The organism is Acuticoccus sediminis, assembly GCF_003258595.1.
GTDB lineage: Bacteria > Pseudomonadota > Alphaproteobacteria > Rhizobiales > Amorphaceae > Acuticoccus > Acuticoccus sediminis.
In genome coordinates, this window is record NZ_QHHQ01000001.1 from 525415 (window position 1) to 539523 (window position 14109).

Sequence of the window (14109 nt, forward strand, 5' to 3'; positions counted from 1 at the left end):
TTATAGCTGTTCCATTTCGATAGTGGTTCAGGTGCCCGGTTCATCCTACAAAATTGTTGACTCTTTAAGTTCAGTTTCCTTGTTATCGCCACGGACGGGCGCTATGTCGCCTCGAACATACTGACGATTCGGGCGCTTGGTCGCACCCTGGCGGGTTTCGGCATCGCGCCGAGCCCTGGAGATACCGTGAGCACGACGGCCATAAGTGCGGAGGACGCCTTCGACATCGCGGTCCGGGCGACGTTCGAGACGTTTGCCAATTGCTACCTCCGCGAGATCGACCGGGGCCGCGATTTTTCGCAGGCTGACAAGAACGGGATCGAGTGGCAGCTCACCGGCGAGGGCGGCGCCCTTCGCGCGGAAATAGAAGTCCGCTCGCGCTGCGGTCCGCATCGCTTCGGCATGTTGTGGCACCGCTGGGCCGACGCGACCCGCCCGCGATGGACCGCGACCGAGCCGCTCGACGCCGTCGCCCGTCTCCTGCGCGAGGCCTACTGCCGCGTCGGCAACGGATCGCCCGCCGCGCGCGCCCGCGAGGTCGAGCTCTACCTGCGCGTCCTGCTGAGCTGCCAGGCGATCGCCGCCAACGTCGCCGGCAGCGCGGGCCGCCCGGCCCGGATGGACTTCATCGCCGCTGAGCAGTCCATCGTCTTCGGCCACAGCTTCCATCCGACGCCCAAGAGCATGCAGGGCGTCACCGAGTGGCAGCGCGGCGTCTACGGTCCGGAGAGCGGCGGCGCCTTCCAGCTCGTCGGCTTCGCCGCCCGCGCCGAGATCGTCGAGGAACGCACTGCCGGCCGGTGCCCGGCGACGCGCTGCATGGAGCGGATCGCGCGGCCGGACCTCGCGCCCGGCGAGAGGCTCATCCTGATGCACCCCCTCCAGGCGCAGGCGCTGATGCTCGACGGCGAGGTGGAGGCCCTGATGACGGACGGTGCGCTGCGCCCGCTCGGCGCCATCGGCCCGGAGTTCAAGGCGACGTCGTCCATGCGGACCGTCTACTGCGAGGACGCTCCGTTCATGCTGAAGTTCAGCCTGCCGGTGCGGATCACCAACTCCATCCGCCGCAGCCGCCGCAACGAGCTCTATGCCGGCGTCGCCATCGCGCGCTACTTCCGCCGCACCCGCGTGCTCGACGGCTTCCCGGCGTTCTCGATCCTCCTCGACACGGCGTTCGCGACCGTCACCCTCCCAGGCCGCGCCGAGAGCGGGTTCGAGACCATCCTGCGGCAGAACCCGTTCCGCGGCCCGCGCGCGGCGGGAGCGATCACCGTCGCCGCGCTCACCGGCGAGCCGCTGCCGGGCGAGGCCTCGCTGCTCGCCCGCCTCGTCGCCCTCTCGCCCGGCGACGCGCGGGCCTGGTTCGCGGCCTACCTCGACGTCGCCTTCGTCCCGCTGGTGCTGCTCTACGACGCGACCGGGATCGCCCTCGAGGCGCACCAGCAGAACGCGCTCGTGAAGCTGGAGGGCGGGCGCCCGACAGCCTCGTTCTACCGCGACAACCAGGGCTACTACCTCGCCGACACCTACCGCCACCGGCTGCTCGAGGTGATCCCCGAGGCGGACGAGATCGACGACCTCTTCTTCGACGAGGCCGAGATCAACGACCGCTTCGCCTACTACCTCGTCGTCAACCACATCTTCGCGGTGATCGCCCGGCTGGGCCGCGACGGGCTCGCCGACGAGGGCGCGCTCATCGCCCTCCTGCGCGCGCGCATCGAGCGGCTGGCGATCGAGACGGAGGCCGCCGGTCGCCGCTTCTGCCGCCGCCTCCTCGACGAACCGACCATCACCATGAAGGGCAACCTCGCCGCGCGCCTGTTCGACATCGACGAGCTGGGCGGCGGCGACGGCTGGCCGCTCTACGCACGCGGCCCCAACGTCCTCTTCGACGCCCCGCTCGGCGGAACCCAGGCCGATCGCCATGCCCTTACCCTTTGAGGACGTCGCCCGCCCGCAGGACCGCGTCCTGCGCCAGCTCGCCGCCGCGCTGATCTACGAGGGGAGGATCGACGTGCGGACCAGCGGCGACGCCTTCGGCACCGTCTTCACCTGGACGGCGACCGGCCGGCGTTGGCGCGCCTTCGGGCGGATCGGCCCGTTCGGGCGGCCGCGCCTCGCGCCCGGCGGCGTCGAGATGAACGCCGGCGGGCGCTGGACCACCGGGACCGTCGCCCAGCTCATCCACGACGTCGCCGCCGCCTCCCCGGCCGCGCCCCGCTTCGAGGCCGAGCTGGCGGCCACCATCGACGCCGGCGGCCGCGTCGGCACCCGCCTCCGCGAGCGGCGGGACGCGTCCTTCGCGGCCCTCGAATCGGCGCTCGACGAGGGGCACCCGTATCATCCGTCGTTCCGGTCCCGCACCGGCTTCACCGCCGCCGATCAGGCCCGCTACGGCCAGGGCGCCCCGCCGTTCCGCCTCATCTGGCTGATGGTGCGGCGCGAGCGGCTTTCGCTGTCGGGCGCGGCGACCCGGCCCGACTTCTGGGCCGAGGCGATCGGCCCGGCGGGCGCGGAGGAGGCCGCCGTCGTCGCCGAGCGCGCGGGCTGGTCGCTCGAGGCCACGGGCCTCCTGCCGGTCCACCCCTTCCAGCTCGCGCAGCTCGACGGGACGTTCGCAGCGGCCATCTCCGCCGGCGCGGTGATCCCGCTGGGCGCCACCGGAGACCGCTACCTCGCCGGCCAGTCGCTGCGCACGCTCTTCAACGTCGACCGCCCGGCGGCGGCCTGCATCAAGCTCCCGATCGACGTCACCAACACGTCGATCCGCCGCGTCCTGCCGCCGCACAGCGTCGTGGCCGCGCCGCACCTGTCGGCGTGGCTGGCGGGGATCATCGCCGGCGACCCGGCCTTCCGGCGCATGCCCGTGACGCTCCTGGAGGAGTACGCCGGCGTCGTCCTCGACCGCGACGACCCGCTCTCCGACCGCACCTCGGCGCTCTGGCGCGACAGCGTCGAGGCGAGGCTCGGCCACGGCGAGCGCGCGGTCCCCTTCACCGCACTGATGGCGGTGGAGGACGACGGCCGGCCGTTCATCGACCCGTTCATCGCCAGGCACGGGCTGGAGCCGTGGGTGGAGCGCCTCATCGAGGTGGCGGTGCTCCCCGTCTGGCACCTCATGGTGGCGCACGGCATCGCGCTCGAGGCGCACGGGCAGAACATGATCCTCGTCCTCAGGGACGGCTGGCCGGTCCGCATCGCCCTCCGCGACTTCCACGACAGCGTCGAGTACGTCGAGGAGCTGCTGCCGCCCGGCCATCCGCCGCCCAGCTTCCGTGCCCTCGACGATGCCTACCGCGACCCGACGCCGGACCTCTTCTTCTGGATGCGCGACATCGAGGAGCTGCGCTGGACGGTCATGGACACGCTCTTCGTCTTCAACCTGACCGAGGTCTCGGCTCTCCTCGGCGCCGCCTACGCCTACCCCGAGCGCGCCTTCTGGGAGCGCGTGCGCGAACGCATCCGCCGGCACGCCCGGGAGGAGGGGCTGGAGGAGCGCCTCGCCCGGTTCGGCCACGAAACCGCACGGATCAAGGTGGAGTCGCTCGTCTCCCAGAAGCTGGCGCCGGTCGACCCGCACGATCCGGACGCCCTGCCCGGCCATGCCGTCCCCAACCCCCTTCATCCGAACACAGAGTGCCAAGGCATGATCGAGATCGACGGCCATCGCTACGACCGCGACGCCCTCACCGCCCGCCTCGCCGAGCTCGCGGGGGGCGCCGCCCTGCCGCTGCGGCCGGACCGCAGCTACGCCGTGTGCCACGAGGACCCGGCCGTCTGGCTCGCCGCCTTCTTCGCCCTGCGCGAGGCGGGGGCGAGCGTGGTGCCGGTCCATCCGGCGAGCCCGCCGGCCGCCGCGCGACGGATCGCCATCGCCGCCGGCTGCAGCCACCTCATCTACGGCAATGCGCCGCCCGAACCGCTGCCCGAGAGCGCCGCGACGCTCGCCCCGGGCCAGCTCGTGCAGATGACGTCCGGCACCACCGGCGCGCCGAAGCCCATCGCCCGCACCTTCGGCGAGATCGAGGACGAGCTCGCCTCCTACGTGGCCGCGTTCACCGCCCCGGAGGGGATGACCCCGGTCGTCGCCGCGCCGACGTCCCACTCCTACGGCCTCATCTGCGGCCTGCTCGCAGGGCTGAAGCGGGGGGCGATGCCGGTGGTGGTGCGGCCGGACAACCCGCGCCACCTCCTGCGCCGCCTCGCCGAGGTGGAGCGGCCGGTGCTCTACACCTCGCCAGCGGTCCTCCACACGCTGGCGCGGATGCTGTCGGGGGACGAGCGCATCCACGCGGCGATGACCTCCGGCACGCTGCTGCCGGAGCCGTGGTTCGAGGCGATCCGCGGCCGCATCACGAACCTCTTCCAGCAGTACGGCACGTCCGAGTCCGGCGTCATCGCGGTGAACCCGCAGACCGAGCGCTCGGCGGACATGGGCGCGGTCCTGCCGCACCACCGCCTCCTCGAGGACGGCAGCCGCGACGCCCCGGTGGAGATCCGCCTCGCGACCCCGTGGCGCACGGTGGCGACGCGGGACCTCGGCTACCGGGCGGACGGGACGCTCGTCTTCCTCTCCCGGCTCGACGACACCATCAACGTCGCCGGCCTCAACGTCTTCCCCAAGGAGGTGGAGGACGCGGTGATGGCGATGCCGGGCGTCACCGACGCCGTCGCCTTCCGCGTCGCCGACCCGTTCGCGGGGGAGCGCGTCGCGCTGGTCTATTCCGGCGACGCGAGGGTCGACGAGGCCGCGCTGCGGGCCTGGTGCGGCGAACGGCTCGCCGGACACCAGCTCCCGGCCGTCTCCGCGAAGGTGCCTGCCGTGCCGCGCCAGGCCAACGGCAAGATCAACCGCCGCGAGATCGCCGCCGCCTTCGCCGCGGGCGACCTGGAGCACGCGTGAGACCATGACGACGACCCGCAACGACATCATCGCCGCCATCGAGACGGTGCTGCGCGAGCGCCTCGCCAACCGCCACATGGCAGCGTTCGGCCCCGACGCGCGCCTCGGCCCGGACCTCGCGCTCGACTCGCTGATGACGATGAACCTCCTGCTGCACCTCGAGACCGACCACGGCCTCGTCGCGCCGGAGGAGGCCATCGCCACCCGCGCCGCCGAAACGGTGGGCGATTTTGCCGACCTCTACCTCGCCGCACCGGCCGCCACGGGCGAGACCGCCGCGACGCCGATCACCGCCAGCGAGGCCTTCGACGAGGCGGCGCGCCGCGAGGGCGTCCACGGCGAGGACTACATCGACATCAAGGTGCACTGCTTCGTGAGCTGCGTCGCGGACGCCATGAAGCGGGCGCCCGGCGTCGACCACCGCCCGCTCTACTTCGGCGTCTGGGACGCGCCGTTCGTCACCGGCGACGGCTCGTTCATGAAGTACCACGAGGCGGGGATGGACCAGGAGTTCTTCCGCACCTGGGCCGAGCGGCTCTACGGCTGCACCGTGCGCCCCTGGTACGACGCCCGCCGGACCAAGGCCGAGAACCTGACGCGGATGAACCACCTCCTCGCCCGGCGCACCCCGCACGAGGACATCATGGTCATGCTCGACATGTTCCATCTGCAGGGCCGGGAGAACATCTTCAACAAGAACCCGTTCCCCCACTACCTCCTGCTGGAGCGCACCGAGGACGCGGCGACGTGGCTGGTGCGCGACGTCGACTACCGCTGGGAGGGGCGGATGCCGGTGGTCGATGTCGCCGCGGCGATCTCGCAGCCCACGGTGGAGGGCGGCTACGTGATCGACCGCGCCGGAGCCCATCCGCCGCACCGCGAAGACCTCGCGGCCTATTTCGAGGAGAGCCTGAAGCGCCGGAATCCGCTGATGGATTCGCTGCGCGAGATCGTGGCGATCCATGCCGGGCCGGGCCGGACGCTCGCCGGCATCGAGGCGGCGGTCGCCGAGTTCCCCATCCTCCTCGTGCGCAAGTACGCGTACGAGCACGGCTTCGCCTTCTTCTGGCGCGCCCTGCGGCACGACACGGAGAGCTTCGAGGCCTGGTGCGAGGAGATCGAGGCGCTGATCCAGGGTCTCAGGGCGCTGAACTACGACCTCCTGAAGCTCGCGCGCACCGGCGAGCGGACGCAGATCCCGGGGGTCCTCGCCGCGATCGACCGGGTCGACCAACGCGAAACGCGGATCAAGCGCGCCCTCGTCGCCGCCTACGAGGAATGGCTGGCCCGGACCGAACCGAGGCTCGAGGCGGCCGTAGCGGTCTAGCACCCGCTTTCCGCAACCCGCTCCCGCCCCTGGCACCGAGCCTTCCCCGCCAGCGCTCACGCAATCCGGGGCGGGAGCCTGATCGCCGGAGCCGCCGCCAGGGGGAAAGCGCGACGGTGGCTCCGGCGGTCAGGCGGGACTGATCGTTGGTGGGACCCGAGCCCGCCGGCGGCAGCGGCCTTTCCGTACCGGAATGGCTGCGCCGCAGTCTCACTTGAGGTATGTGGCGACCCGCTTGAGGACGACCGGGGCGAGGTAGATCGGGAACTGGCCGAGGGCGACGTAGAGCCAGACGGTGCCCGGCAGGGCCGACCCGGCGACGGCCAGCATCAGCCCCATGTTGCGCTGCGAGGCGGTCACGGCCATGGCCAGCGCCGTCCGCCCCCCGGCGGGCCGCAGGACCAGCCAGGACACCATCATCAGCCCGACGTTCGCGGCGAAGGCGACGAGCGTCAGGCCGGCCGCGTACCACGGATCGGCGAGGAAGGACGGTATGACGTCGCCCATCACCGCGACTGCGAAGACGAACATGCACATGACGTTCATGCCGTCGATCGCCTCGCGGTTGCGCTGGATGCGCGCCGCGCCGACGACCCGCCTCACCAGGAGGCCGAGCGCGGCCGATCCCGCGAGCGTCCCGGCGAGGAGGATCGCGAGCTGCGTCGGCTCGAGCTCGATGGGAACGCCCGCGACGCCGAGGATCGCCGGGGCGAGGACCGGCATCGTCAGGCCGGCGAGGACGATGCCGACCAGCGCGATCGTCCCGTCGAGGCCGATCATCATGACGATGCTCGGCGTCGCCATCATCGGCATCGTGACCGACTGGAGCATCAGCGACAGGTAGAGGTCGGGCGCGCTCTCGTCGACGCCGAGCGCGGTGAGGCCCACGTAGGCGCAGAGCGGAACGGCAAGCATCGTCCAGCCCAGGCTGAGCAGCGCCGTGCCGGGCCGGCGCACCGTCGCCTTCAGCCGCTCCGGGTCGATCCGCATGAAGGCGAGCACGAGGAGGGCGAACACCCCCTCGCCGACATAGGGCCGCAGGATCGCGCCGAGCGGCGGCAGGGCCATGCCGACCAGCATCAGCACGACCAGCGCGGCCGGACCCCGCCGGCCGAGCCAGGAGAGGCCCGCGACGAGGCGGGTCAGCACGGCGTCGGCACGGGGGAACCGGCACGCCGGGGGCCGGGTCGATGGCTGCCGATGATGGCGGAAGTCACGTCGGGGGTTCGCTTCGGTGGACGGGTCGGGACGGCAAGGCGACCGGCGCAGGATACCGGAACCGTCTTGGACGCGCTGGCTGTCTAGAGCACGCGCCGCCCCGGTGGAAACACCCGGGCGGAAATTTCATGCCCGCTCGCGAAAGCCCGGCACCTCGCCCCCCGTCGGCGGAGCGCCGCGCGGGACCGGGTCGGCGCGCGTCCGGTGCGGTTCGCGGCGCGCAGCGTGGCCCGGCGGGTGGACGGCCGGAGGTCCCGGCCGGCCGGCCGCGTTACGGCTTGAAGGCGCCGGCGTGCTTTTCGCGCAGGACGTTCTTCTGCACCTTGCCCATGGTGTTGCGGGGCAGGGAGTCGACGAACTCGATCAGCTTGGGCTGCTTGAAGCGGGCGAGCTTGTCCTTGAGCGCCGCCTCGATCGTCGCGGCGTCGAGCGTCTCGCCCGCGCGCGGCACCACGACGGCGATGACGCCCTCGCCGAAGTCGGGATGCGGCACGCCGATGACCGCGGACTCGTCGACCCCCGGCAGCTCGTCGATCACGCTCTCCACCTCCTTCGGATAGACGTTGAAGCCTCCCGAGATGATCAGGTCCTTGCCGCGCCCGACGATGTGCACGTACTCGCGCTCGTCGACCTTGCCGAGGTCGCCGGTGGTGAACCAGCCGTCGGCGGCGAGTTCCTCCGCGGTCTTCTCCGGCATCCGCCAGTAGCCCTTGAAGACGTTGGGGCCGCGGACCTGGATCATGCCGATCTCGCCCTGCGGCAGGATCTTCAGCTCCGACGCCTCCGGATCGACGATGCGCAGCTCCACACCCGGCAGCGGGAAGCCGACCGTCCCCGCGCGGCGGTCGCCGTCGTAGGGGTTGGAGGTGTTCATGTTGGTCTCGGTCATGCCGTACCGTTCGAGGATCGCCATGCCGGTGATCTCGCGGAAGCGGTCGTGCGTCTCGGCGAGCAGCGGCGCCGAACCCGACACGAAGAGGCGCATCGACTTCGACGCCTCGCCCAGCTCCGGCTCGGCGATGAGGCGCACGTAGAAGGTCGGAACGCCCATCAGCGCGGTCGCGCGCGGCATCAGCGAGATCACCTCCTTCGCGTCGAACTTCGGCAGGAAGATAATCGACGCGCCGGAGATCATCACCGTGTTCGTGGCCACGAAGAGGCCGTGCGTGTGGTAGATCGGCAGGGCGTGGATGAGGACGTCGGACGGCGTGAAGCGCCAGTGCCCGACCAGCGTCGCCGAGTTGGAGGCGAGGTTGTCGTGCGAGAGCATCGCCCCCTTGGAACGGCCGGTGGTGCCGGAGGTGTAGAGGATCGCGGCGAGATCGTCCGGACCGCGCGGCACGTCCGCCCCCAGCGAGAGGCCGTCCGAGAGACCGGCGAGGAAGCTGCCGGCCGTGTCGCCGGGGCCGGTGGAGACGCCCAGCGTCTCGATCCGCGCGCCGTTCTCTTCGGCGATGGGGCGGATGGCGGCCTCGTCCTTCGGGTCGCAGAACACGAGCACCGGCTCCGCGTCGCCGACGAAGTACGACACCTCCGACGGGGTGTAGGCGGTGTTGAGCGGCAGGAAGACGCCGCCGGCACGCACCACCGCGAGGTAGAGCATCAGCGCCTCGATGGACTTCGGCACCTGGACGGCGACGCGGTCCCCCGGCTTCACGCCGAGCTCGATGAGGCGGGCCGCGTACCGGCCGGAGATCTCGGCGGCGTCGCCGTAGGTGTAGAATCGCGTCGGATTGCCGGGGACCTCGGCGAACGGGGCGGCGGCATCCTTGCCGGTCAGGAGTTGATCGATGAGGTGGTTCATAGGGCAGGTCCCATCACGAGGGTCGGCAGACCGGTCGCGAGCCATGGAAAGATCGACAGGATCACGATCGCTGCGATCATGCATAGGACGTAAGGCAGCGATCCGAGAAGGATCGTTTTGAGCGGAATGTCCGGCGCGATCCCGTTGATGACATAAAGGTTGAGGCCGACCGGGGGCGAAATCAGCCCGATCTCCATGTTGATGGTGAGGATCACGGCGAACCAGTAGGGGTCGAACCCCGCCGCCGTGACGATCGGCAGGAGGATCGGCGCCGTCATCAGGATCACCGCCACGGGCGGCAGGAAGAAGCCGGCCACCAGCAGGAAGACGTTGATCACCGCCATCAGCACCCAGCGGTTGACCTCGAGCTCCTTGATCCACTCGGCGATCGACTGGGTGACGAAGAGGTTCGACATCATGAACGCGAAGACGCCCGCGGCGGCGATGATGAAGAGGATCATCACGCTCTCGCGGGTCGAGTCGCGCAGGACCACCCAGAGCGCGCGCGGGTCGTAGAGGCGGTAGATCACCATCGCGACGAGGACGCACAGGAGCGCGCCCACCGCGGCGGTCTCGGACGGCGTCGCGACGCCGCCGTAGAGCGCGTAGAGGACGCCGACGATGATGGCGAGGAACGGCAGCACGCGCGGCAGCATCTCGGCCCGCTCGCGCCAGGTGTAGCGCGTCGCCGACAGCACCTCCCCGGCGCCCTGCCGCCAGGTGGAGTAGATCGACCAGGCCATGAAGAGCGCCACCAGCAGCAGCCCCGGCACGACGCCGGCGAGGAAGAGGCGCCCGATCGAGGTCTCGGTGGAGATGCCGTAGACGATCATGGTGACGGACGGCGGGATGAGGATGCCGAGCGTGCCGCCGGCCGCGATGGAGCCCGCGGCGACGGTCGCCGGGTAGCCGCGCTTCCTCATCTCAGGGATGCCCATCTTGCCGATGGCCGCGCAGGTCGCCGGCGAGGAGCCGGACATCGCCGCGAACAGGGCGCATGCGCCGAGGTTGGAGACGACGAGTCCGCCCGGCACCCGCGTCAGCCACCGCTCCAGCGCCTCGTAGAGGTCGGCGCCGGCCCGTGTCGAGGCGATCGACGCGCCCATGATGATGAACATCGGCAGCGACAGCAGGGCGAAGTCGTCGAGGTTGGCGAAGAAGACCTCCGGCAGCAGCTCCAGCGAGCCCGGTCCGTCGAACACCAGCAGGAAGCCTGTCGACACGACGAGGAGACCCACCGCGACGGAGATGCCGGAGAAGAGGACGACAACTGTGGCGACGCCGATGAGGGCGCCGAGAGTCAACGGATCCATCGGCTCACTCCGAGGCGGGGCGGGAGAGGGCGGCCTTCTCGCCGGCGTCCGGCCGCTCCGGCGCGACGGGGTCGACGACGCCGGTGAGCGTCGGCTCCTCCAGCGGCGGCGGCGCGGGCGAGACGATGTCGGCGAGGAGCTGCAGCGAGTAGAGCGCGAAGCCGACCGGCAGGGCGATGTACGGGATCCAGAGCTTCACGCCCCAGACCGTGTCGGACCGCCAGTTGCGCTGCCAGGCGAAGCTGAACAGCTCGTATCCGTAGAAGAGCATCAAGAGCGCGATCAGCAGCGTCAGCAGCGTCGTTATGCCGATCAGGATGCGCCGGTACCGGGGCGCCAGCAGCAGCGGCACCAGCTCGACGTTCACATGGCCGCGCAGGAGCTGGACGTAGGGCAGGCCGATCAGCGTGGCGCCGATCATCAGGTAGGTCACCGCCTCGGTCTGCCAGATCGTCGACTGGTTCAGCACGAAACGCACGAAGATGAGCTGGCAGGTGATGATGACCGAGGCGACGATCATCGTCGCCGACAGCACGCCACAGACGCGCGATATACCGCGCACCACCTGCCCAAAGAATGTCACCGGCCCCCGCGGGGGCCGGTGTGTCGCCGTCATGGTCATGCGGTCATCCGGTGGGGGTTGTCACTGGACCGCCAGCGCCGCGTCGAGGAGCTCCTGCCCGTTCGGCGTCTCGGCGATGAACTCCTTGTATGAGGAAGCCTTCGCCACCTCGCGCCAGGCGTTGAATTCCTCCTCGGTCATCTCGGCGATCTCGACGCCCGCCTCGCGGAACTTCTCGGTGGCGGCGTCGTCCTCCTTCTTGGCCTCTTCCAGGTAGAAGGCCTGCGCCTTCTTGCCGGCTTCGAGGAGGGCCTTCTGCTGGTCCTCGGTGAGGCTCTCGAAGGTGGACTTGTTCATCAGCAGCGGCTGATACATGAACCAGAGGGAATAATCCGACACCGGCGTGAAGCACTTCACCTGCTCGTAGAGGCGGTAGGACACGAAGCTCGACGAGGAGGTGTTCGCGGCGTCCACCACGCCCGACTGCATCGCCGAGTAGAGCTCGGAGGACGGCAGCGAGGTGATCGAGGCGCCGGCCTCGGCGAGCATCTGCTCGAACGCCTTGCCGGCGGCGCGCATCTGCTTGCCCTTCACGGTCTCCGGGCCGGTGATGCATTCCTCGGTGCCGGCGAAGCCGCCCGCGAGGTAGCCGTGGACGAGGACCATCACGTCGTCCTCGGCCATGATCTCCTCGAGCATGTCCATGAACGGCGACTCGACGAGGCGCGCGGCGTGGTCGTGGCTCTTCACCAGGCCCGGCATCAGGGTGAGGTTGTAGGCGGGGCGCTGGCCACCGGCGTAGGAGAGCGGCAGCACCGTCATGTCGAGACGGCCGCGCGACAGCGGGTTGTACTGCTCGTTCGCCTTGAACAGCGACGCGGACGGGTAGATCTGGATGTTGATCCCGTCGTCGGCGACCTCGTCGGCCACCATCTGCGCGACCTTGTGGCGCACGTCGTTGGTGGACCACTGATGGCTCAGCTTCAGATCGACCGCGAACGCGAGATTGGGGACGAGAACGAGCGCGGCGACGGACGCCGTCAGGCGAAAGAACATATGGACCTCCCAAATGAGCGGTCATCTGTCGGACCGCTTCAGATGGGCCGCAGCCTGCGGCTTATCGCCCATATAATCAAGGCAGTATTCAGCGGCTCACAGCAGCGCCAGCCGATTTCGGAACAAAATCCTACAGGTATCCATTGCCCCCCGAAAAGGGAGAACCTCATGCCTGACCATGAGAATGGTTACCCAGCGACGAAGGCGCGGCAGGGCGAAATCATCCTGAAGCACCGCCGCTCGCGTCTCATCGTCATCGCATCGCTCGGCGGGGCCGCGGCCCTCGCGCTTCTGTCCGCGCTCTGGGCCTGACGGGCCTGTCGCTCCCGCCCTGCCGGGTCAGATCCACCCCATCAGTTCGCGACGCACCACCTGCTCGATGACGGTCATGCCGGCTTCGCTGTCGTTGAGGCACGGCACGGCGGTGAACTTCTCGCCGCCGGCCTCGTGGAAGTACTCGGCGTTCTCGCCGGCGATCTCCTCCAGCGTCTCCAGGCAGTCGGTCACGAAGCCCGGCATCATCACCGCGATCTTCCTGACGCCCTGGCCGGGCAGCGCCTTCACGGTCTCGTCCGTGTAGGGCTTGATCCACTCCGCCTTGCCGAAGCGGGACTGGAAGGTGACCTTCAGCCTGCCGTCCGGCCAGCCGAGCCGCTCCTGCAGGAGCCGCGTCGTCTTGTGGCACTGGCAGTGGTAGGGGTCGCCCTTGTCGAGATACTCCTGCGGGATCCCGTGATAGGAGGTGAGGACGAGGTCCGGTTCCCAGTCGAGCGTGGCGAGATGCTCCTCGAGCGAGCGGGCCAGCGCGTCGATGTAGACCGGGTCGTCGCAGTATTGCGGGACCGTGCGCAGGGCCGGCTGCCAGCGCATCGTCATCAGCGCCTCGAACGCCTTGTCGTTCACCGTGGCCGTCGTCGCGGCGGCGTACTGCGGGTAGAGCGGGAAGAGGAGGATCCGCTCGCATCCCTTCGCCGCCAGCCCCTCCAGCTTCTCCTTGATGGGCGGCAGGCCGTAGCGCATCGCCCAGTCCACCTCGATGCGCGGGTCGGCCGACAGCGCGGCGGCGAGCTTCTCGGCCTGGCTGCGCGTCACGGTCTTGAGCGGCGACTCGTCGAGCTCGCGGTTCCAGACCTCGTCGTACGCCTTGCCGGAGCGGCCGGGGCGCGTCGTCAGGATGACGAGGTTGAGGAGCGGCCACCAGATGTAGCGCGGCACCTCGATCACGCGGCGGTCGGACAGGAACTCCTTGAGGTAGCGGCGCATCGGCCAGTAGCTCGTCCCCTCGGGCGTGCCGAGGTTCACGAGGAGCACGCCGATGCGGCCGGATCGCACGGCGGGGTGTCCCTCCGGCAAGCGGCTCGGCAGTCCCGCGTGCGGCGTTGCCGCCGTCTTCGGCATGTCCATCGTCTGTCTTCCTTCCACCCCGTTCGGGCCCTCGGTCGGTCGGCACGGCAGGCGACCGGTGTGCGCGACGCGACCCGGGGGCATGGTCTCCCGCTATAGCATCGCCGGCGCGCCGCGCGACTCCGGCGGGAATGGTGTATTGGAGCCGGCCACGCAACCGTCGAGGAGGGGCGACCATGGACCGCACGGAACGACGGGCCGCCATCGCAGCCTACAAGGAGCGCAAGACCCCGGCCGGAATCTATGCCGTACGCTGCACGACGACGGGCGAGTGCTGGGTCGGCAGCACCCCCAACCTCGAGGCGATCGAGAACCGGATGCGCTTCACCCTCGGCCAGGGCATCAACCTCAACCGCCGGATGCAGGCGGCGTGGAAGGAGGAGGGCGAGGCGGCCTTCACCTTCGAGCGCGTGGAGACGCTCGACGAGGAGCTGACCGGCCGCGACCGCGACCGGGCGCTGAAGGAATCCCTCGCGCTCTGGGCCGAGGAGCTGGACGCGGCGCCCGCCTGAGGCGCGGGCG

At 70.2% G+C, this 14109-nt stretch carries 11 protein-coding genes; 5 read left to right on the forward strand and 6 right to left on the reverse strand.

The genetic code is table 11. The features are described 5' to 3' along the window. Positions 1-186 precede the first annotated feature (186 nt). The 3 genes from DLJ53_RS02260 to DLJ53_RS02270 are packed head-to-tail and all read left to right on the forward strand — an operon-like array spanning position 187 to position 6230. The gene (locus DLJ53_RS02260) at positions 187-1941 is read left to right on the forward strand and encodes an IucA/IucC family protein (RefSeq protein ID WP_202912960.1); all 1755 of its coding nucleotides are present in this window, start codon (positions 187-189) and stop codon (positions 1939-1941) included. After that, positions 1925-4903 (forward strand): IucA/IucC family protein, encoded by a 2979-nt coding sequence (locus tag DLJ53_RS02265; protein WP_111341973.1) that lies wholly within the window; start codon positions 1925-1927, stop codon positions 4901-4903. Before DLJ53_RS02260 ends, DLJ53_RS02265 begins: the two co-directional genes overlap by 17 nt. 4 nt (positions 4904-4907) lie before the next feature. Beyond that, on the forward strand, positions 4908-6230 hold the full coding sequence (locus DLJ53_RS02270) for a DUF6005 family protein (protein ID WP_111341975.1): 1323 nt from the start codon (positions 4908-4910) through the stop codon (positions 6228-6230). 210 nt (positions 6231-6440) lie between these two features. On the opposite strand, the gene DLJ53_RS02275 is transcribed toward DLJ53_RS02270, so the two are convergent. From DLJ53_RS02275 to dctP, 5 genes are all read right to left on the reverse strand, one after another. Next, positions 6441-7379: a bile acid:sodium symporter family protein gene (locus DLJ53_RS02275; RefSeq protein WP_111341977.1), complete on the reverse strand. Its 939-nt coding sequence runs from the start codon at positions 7377-7379 to the stop codon at positions 6441-6443. A 340-nt stretch (positions 7380-7719) separates the two neighbouring features. Next, positions 7720-9252 (reverse strand): malonate--CoA ligase, encoded by a 1533-nt coding sequence (locus DLJ53_RS02280; RefSeq protein ID WP_111341978.1) that lies wholly within the window; start codon positions 9250-9252, stop codon positions 7720-7722. Next, positions 9249-10565 (reverse strand): TRAP transporter large permease, encoded by a 1317-nt coding sequence (locus DLJ53_RS02285; protein WP_111341980.1) that lies wholly within the window; start codon positions 10563-10565, stop codon positions 9249-9251. The genes DLJ53_RS02280 and DLJ53_RS02285 overlap by 4 nt, the downstream gene beginning before the upstream one ends. Positions 10566-10569: 4 nt before the next feature. Further along, on the reverse strand, positions 10570-11148 hold the full coding sequence (locus DLJ53_RS02290; protein ID WP_244934983.1) for a TRAP transporter small permease: 579 nt from the start codon (positions 11146-11148) through the stop codon (positions 10570-10572). 60 nt (positions 11149-11208) lie between these two features. Next, on the reverse strand, positions 11209-12183 hold the full coding sequence (gene dctP, locus DLJ53_RS02295; RefSeq protein ID WP_111341984.1) for a TRAP transporter substrate-binding protein DctP: 975 nt from the start codon (positions 12181-12183) through the stop codon (positions 11209-11211). A 168-nt stretch (positions 12184-12351) separates the two neighbouring features. Between dctP and DLJ53_RS35455 the strand changes: the two genes are divergently transcribed. Then, positions 12352-12495, forward strand: coding sequence for a hypothetical protein (locus DLJ53_RS35455; RefSeq protein WP_202912961.1), 144 nt, complete (start codon positions 12352-12354; stop codon positions 12493-12495). 27 nt (positions 12496-12522) lie between these two features. On the opposite strand, the gene hemH is transcribed toward DLJ53_RS35455, so the two are convergent. After that, positions 12523-13587, reverse strand: coding sequence for a ferrochelatase (gene hemH, locus DLJ53_RS02300; RefSeq protein ID WP_111341986.1), 1065 nt, complete (start codon positions 13585-13587; stop codon positions 12523-12525). Between the two features lie 176 nt (positions 13588-13763). On the opposite strand from hemH, the gene DLJ53_RS02305 reads away from it, so the two are divergent. Beyond that, positions 13764-14099 (forward strand): GIY-YIG nuclease family protein, encoded by a 336-nt coding sequence (locus DLJ53_RS02305; protein ID WP_111341988.1) that lies wholly within the window; start codon positions 13764-13766, stop codon positions 14097-14099. The last annotated feature ends 10 nt before the right edge of the window (positions 14100-14109 follow it).

Bases quoted from the DNA above. Each gene is read 5' to 3' on its own strand.
- DLJ53_RS02305 (WP_111341988.1), top strand. From the start codon at position 13,764: ATGGACCGCACGGAACGACGGGCCGCCATCGCAGCCTACAAGGAGCGC.
- DLJ53_RS02270 (WP_111341975.1), top strand. From the start codon at position 4,908: ATGACGACGACCCGCAACGACATCATCGCCGCCATCGAGACGGTGCTG.
- DLJ53_RS02265 (WP_111341973.1), top strand. From the start codon at position 1,925: ATGCCCTTACCCTTTGAGGACGTCGCCCGCCCGCAGGACCGCGTCCTG.
- DLJ53_RS02280 (WP_111341978.1), bottom strand. From the start codon at position 9,252: ATGAACCACCTCATCGATCAACTCCTGACCGGCAAGGATGCCGCCGCC.
- DLJ53_RS02285 (WP_111341980.1), bottom strand. From the start codon at position 10,565: ATGGATCCGTTGACTCTCGGCGCCCTCATCGGCGTCGCCACAGTTGTC.
- dctP (WP_111341984.1), bottom strand. From the start codon at position 12,183: ATGTTCTTTCGCCTGACGGCGTCCGTCGCCGCGCTCGTTCTCGTCCCC.
- DLJ53_RS35455 (WP_202912961.1), top strand. From the start codon at position 12,352: ATGCCTGACCATGAGAATGGTTACCCAGCGACGAAGGCGCGGCAGGGC.
- hemH (WP_111341986.1), bottom strand. From the start codon at position 13,587: ATGGACATGCCGAAGACGGCGGCAACGCCGCACGCGGGACTGCCGAGC.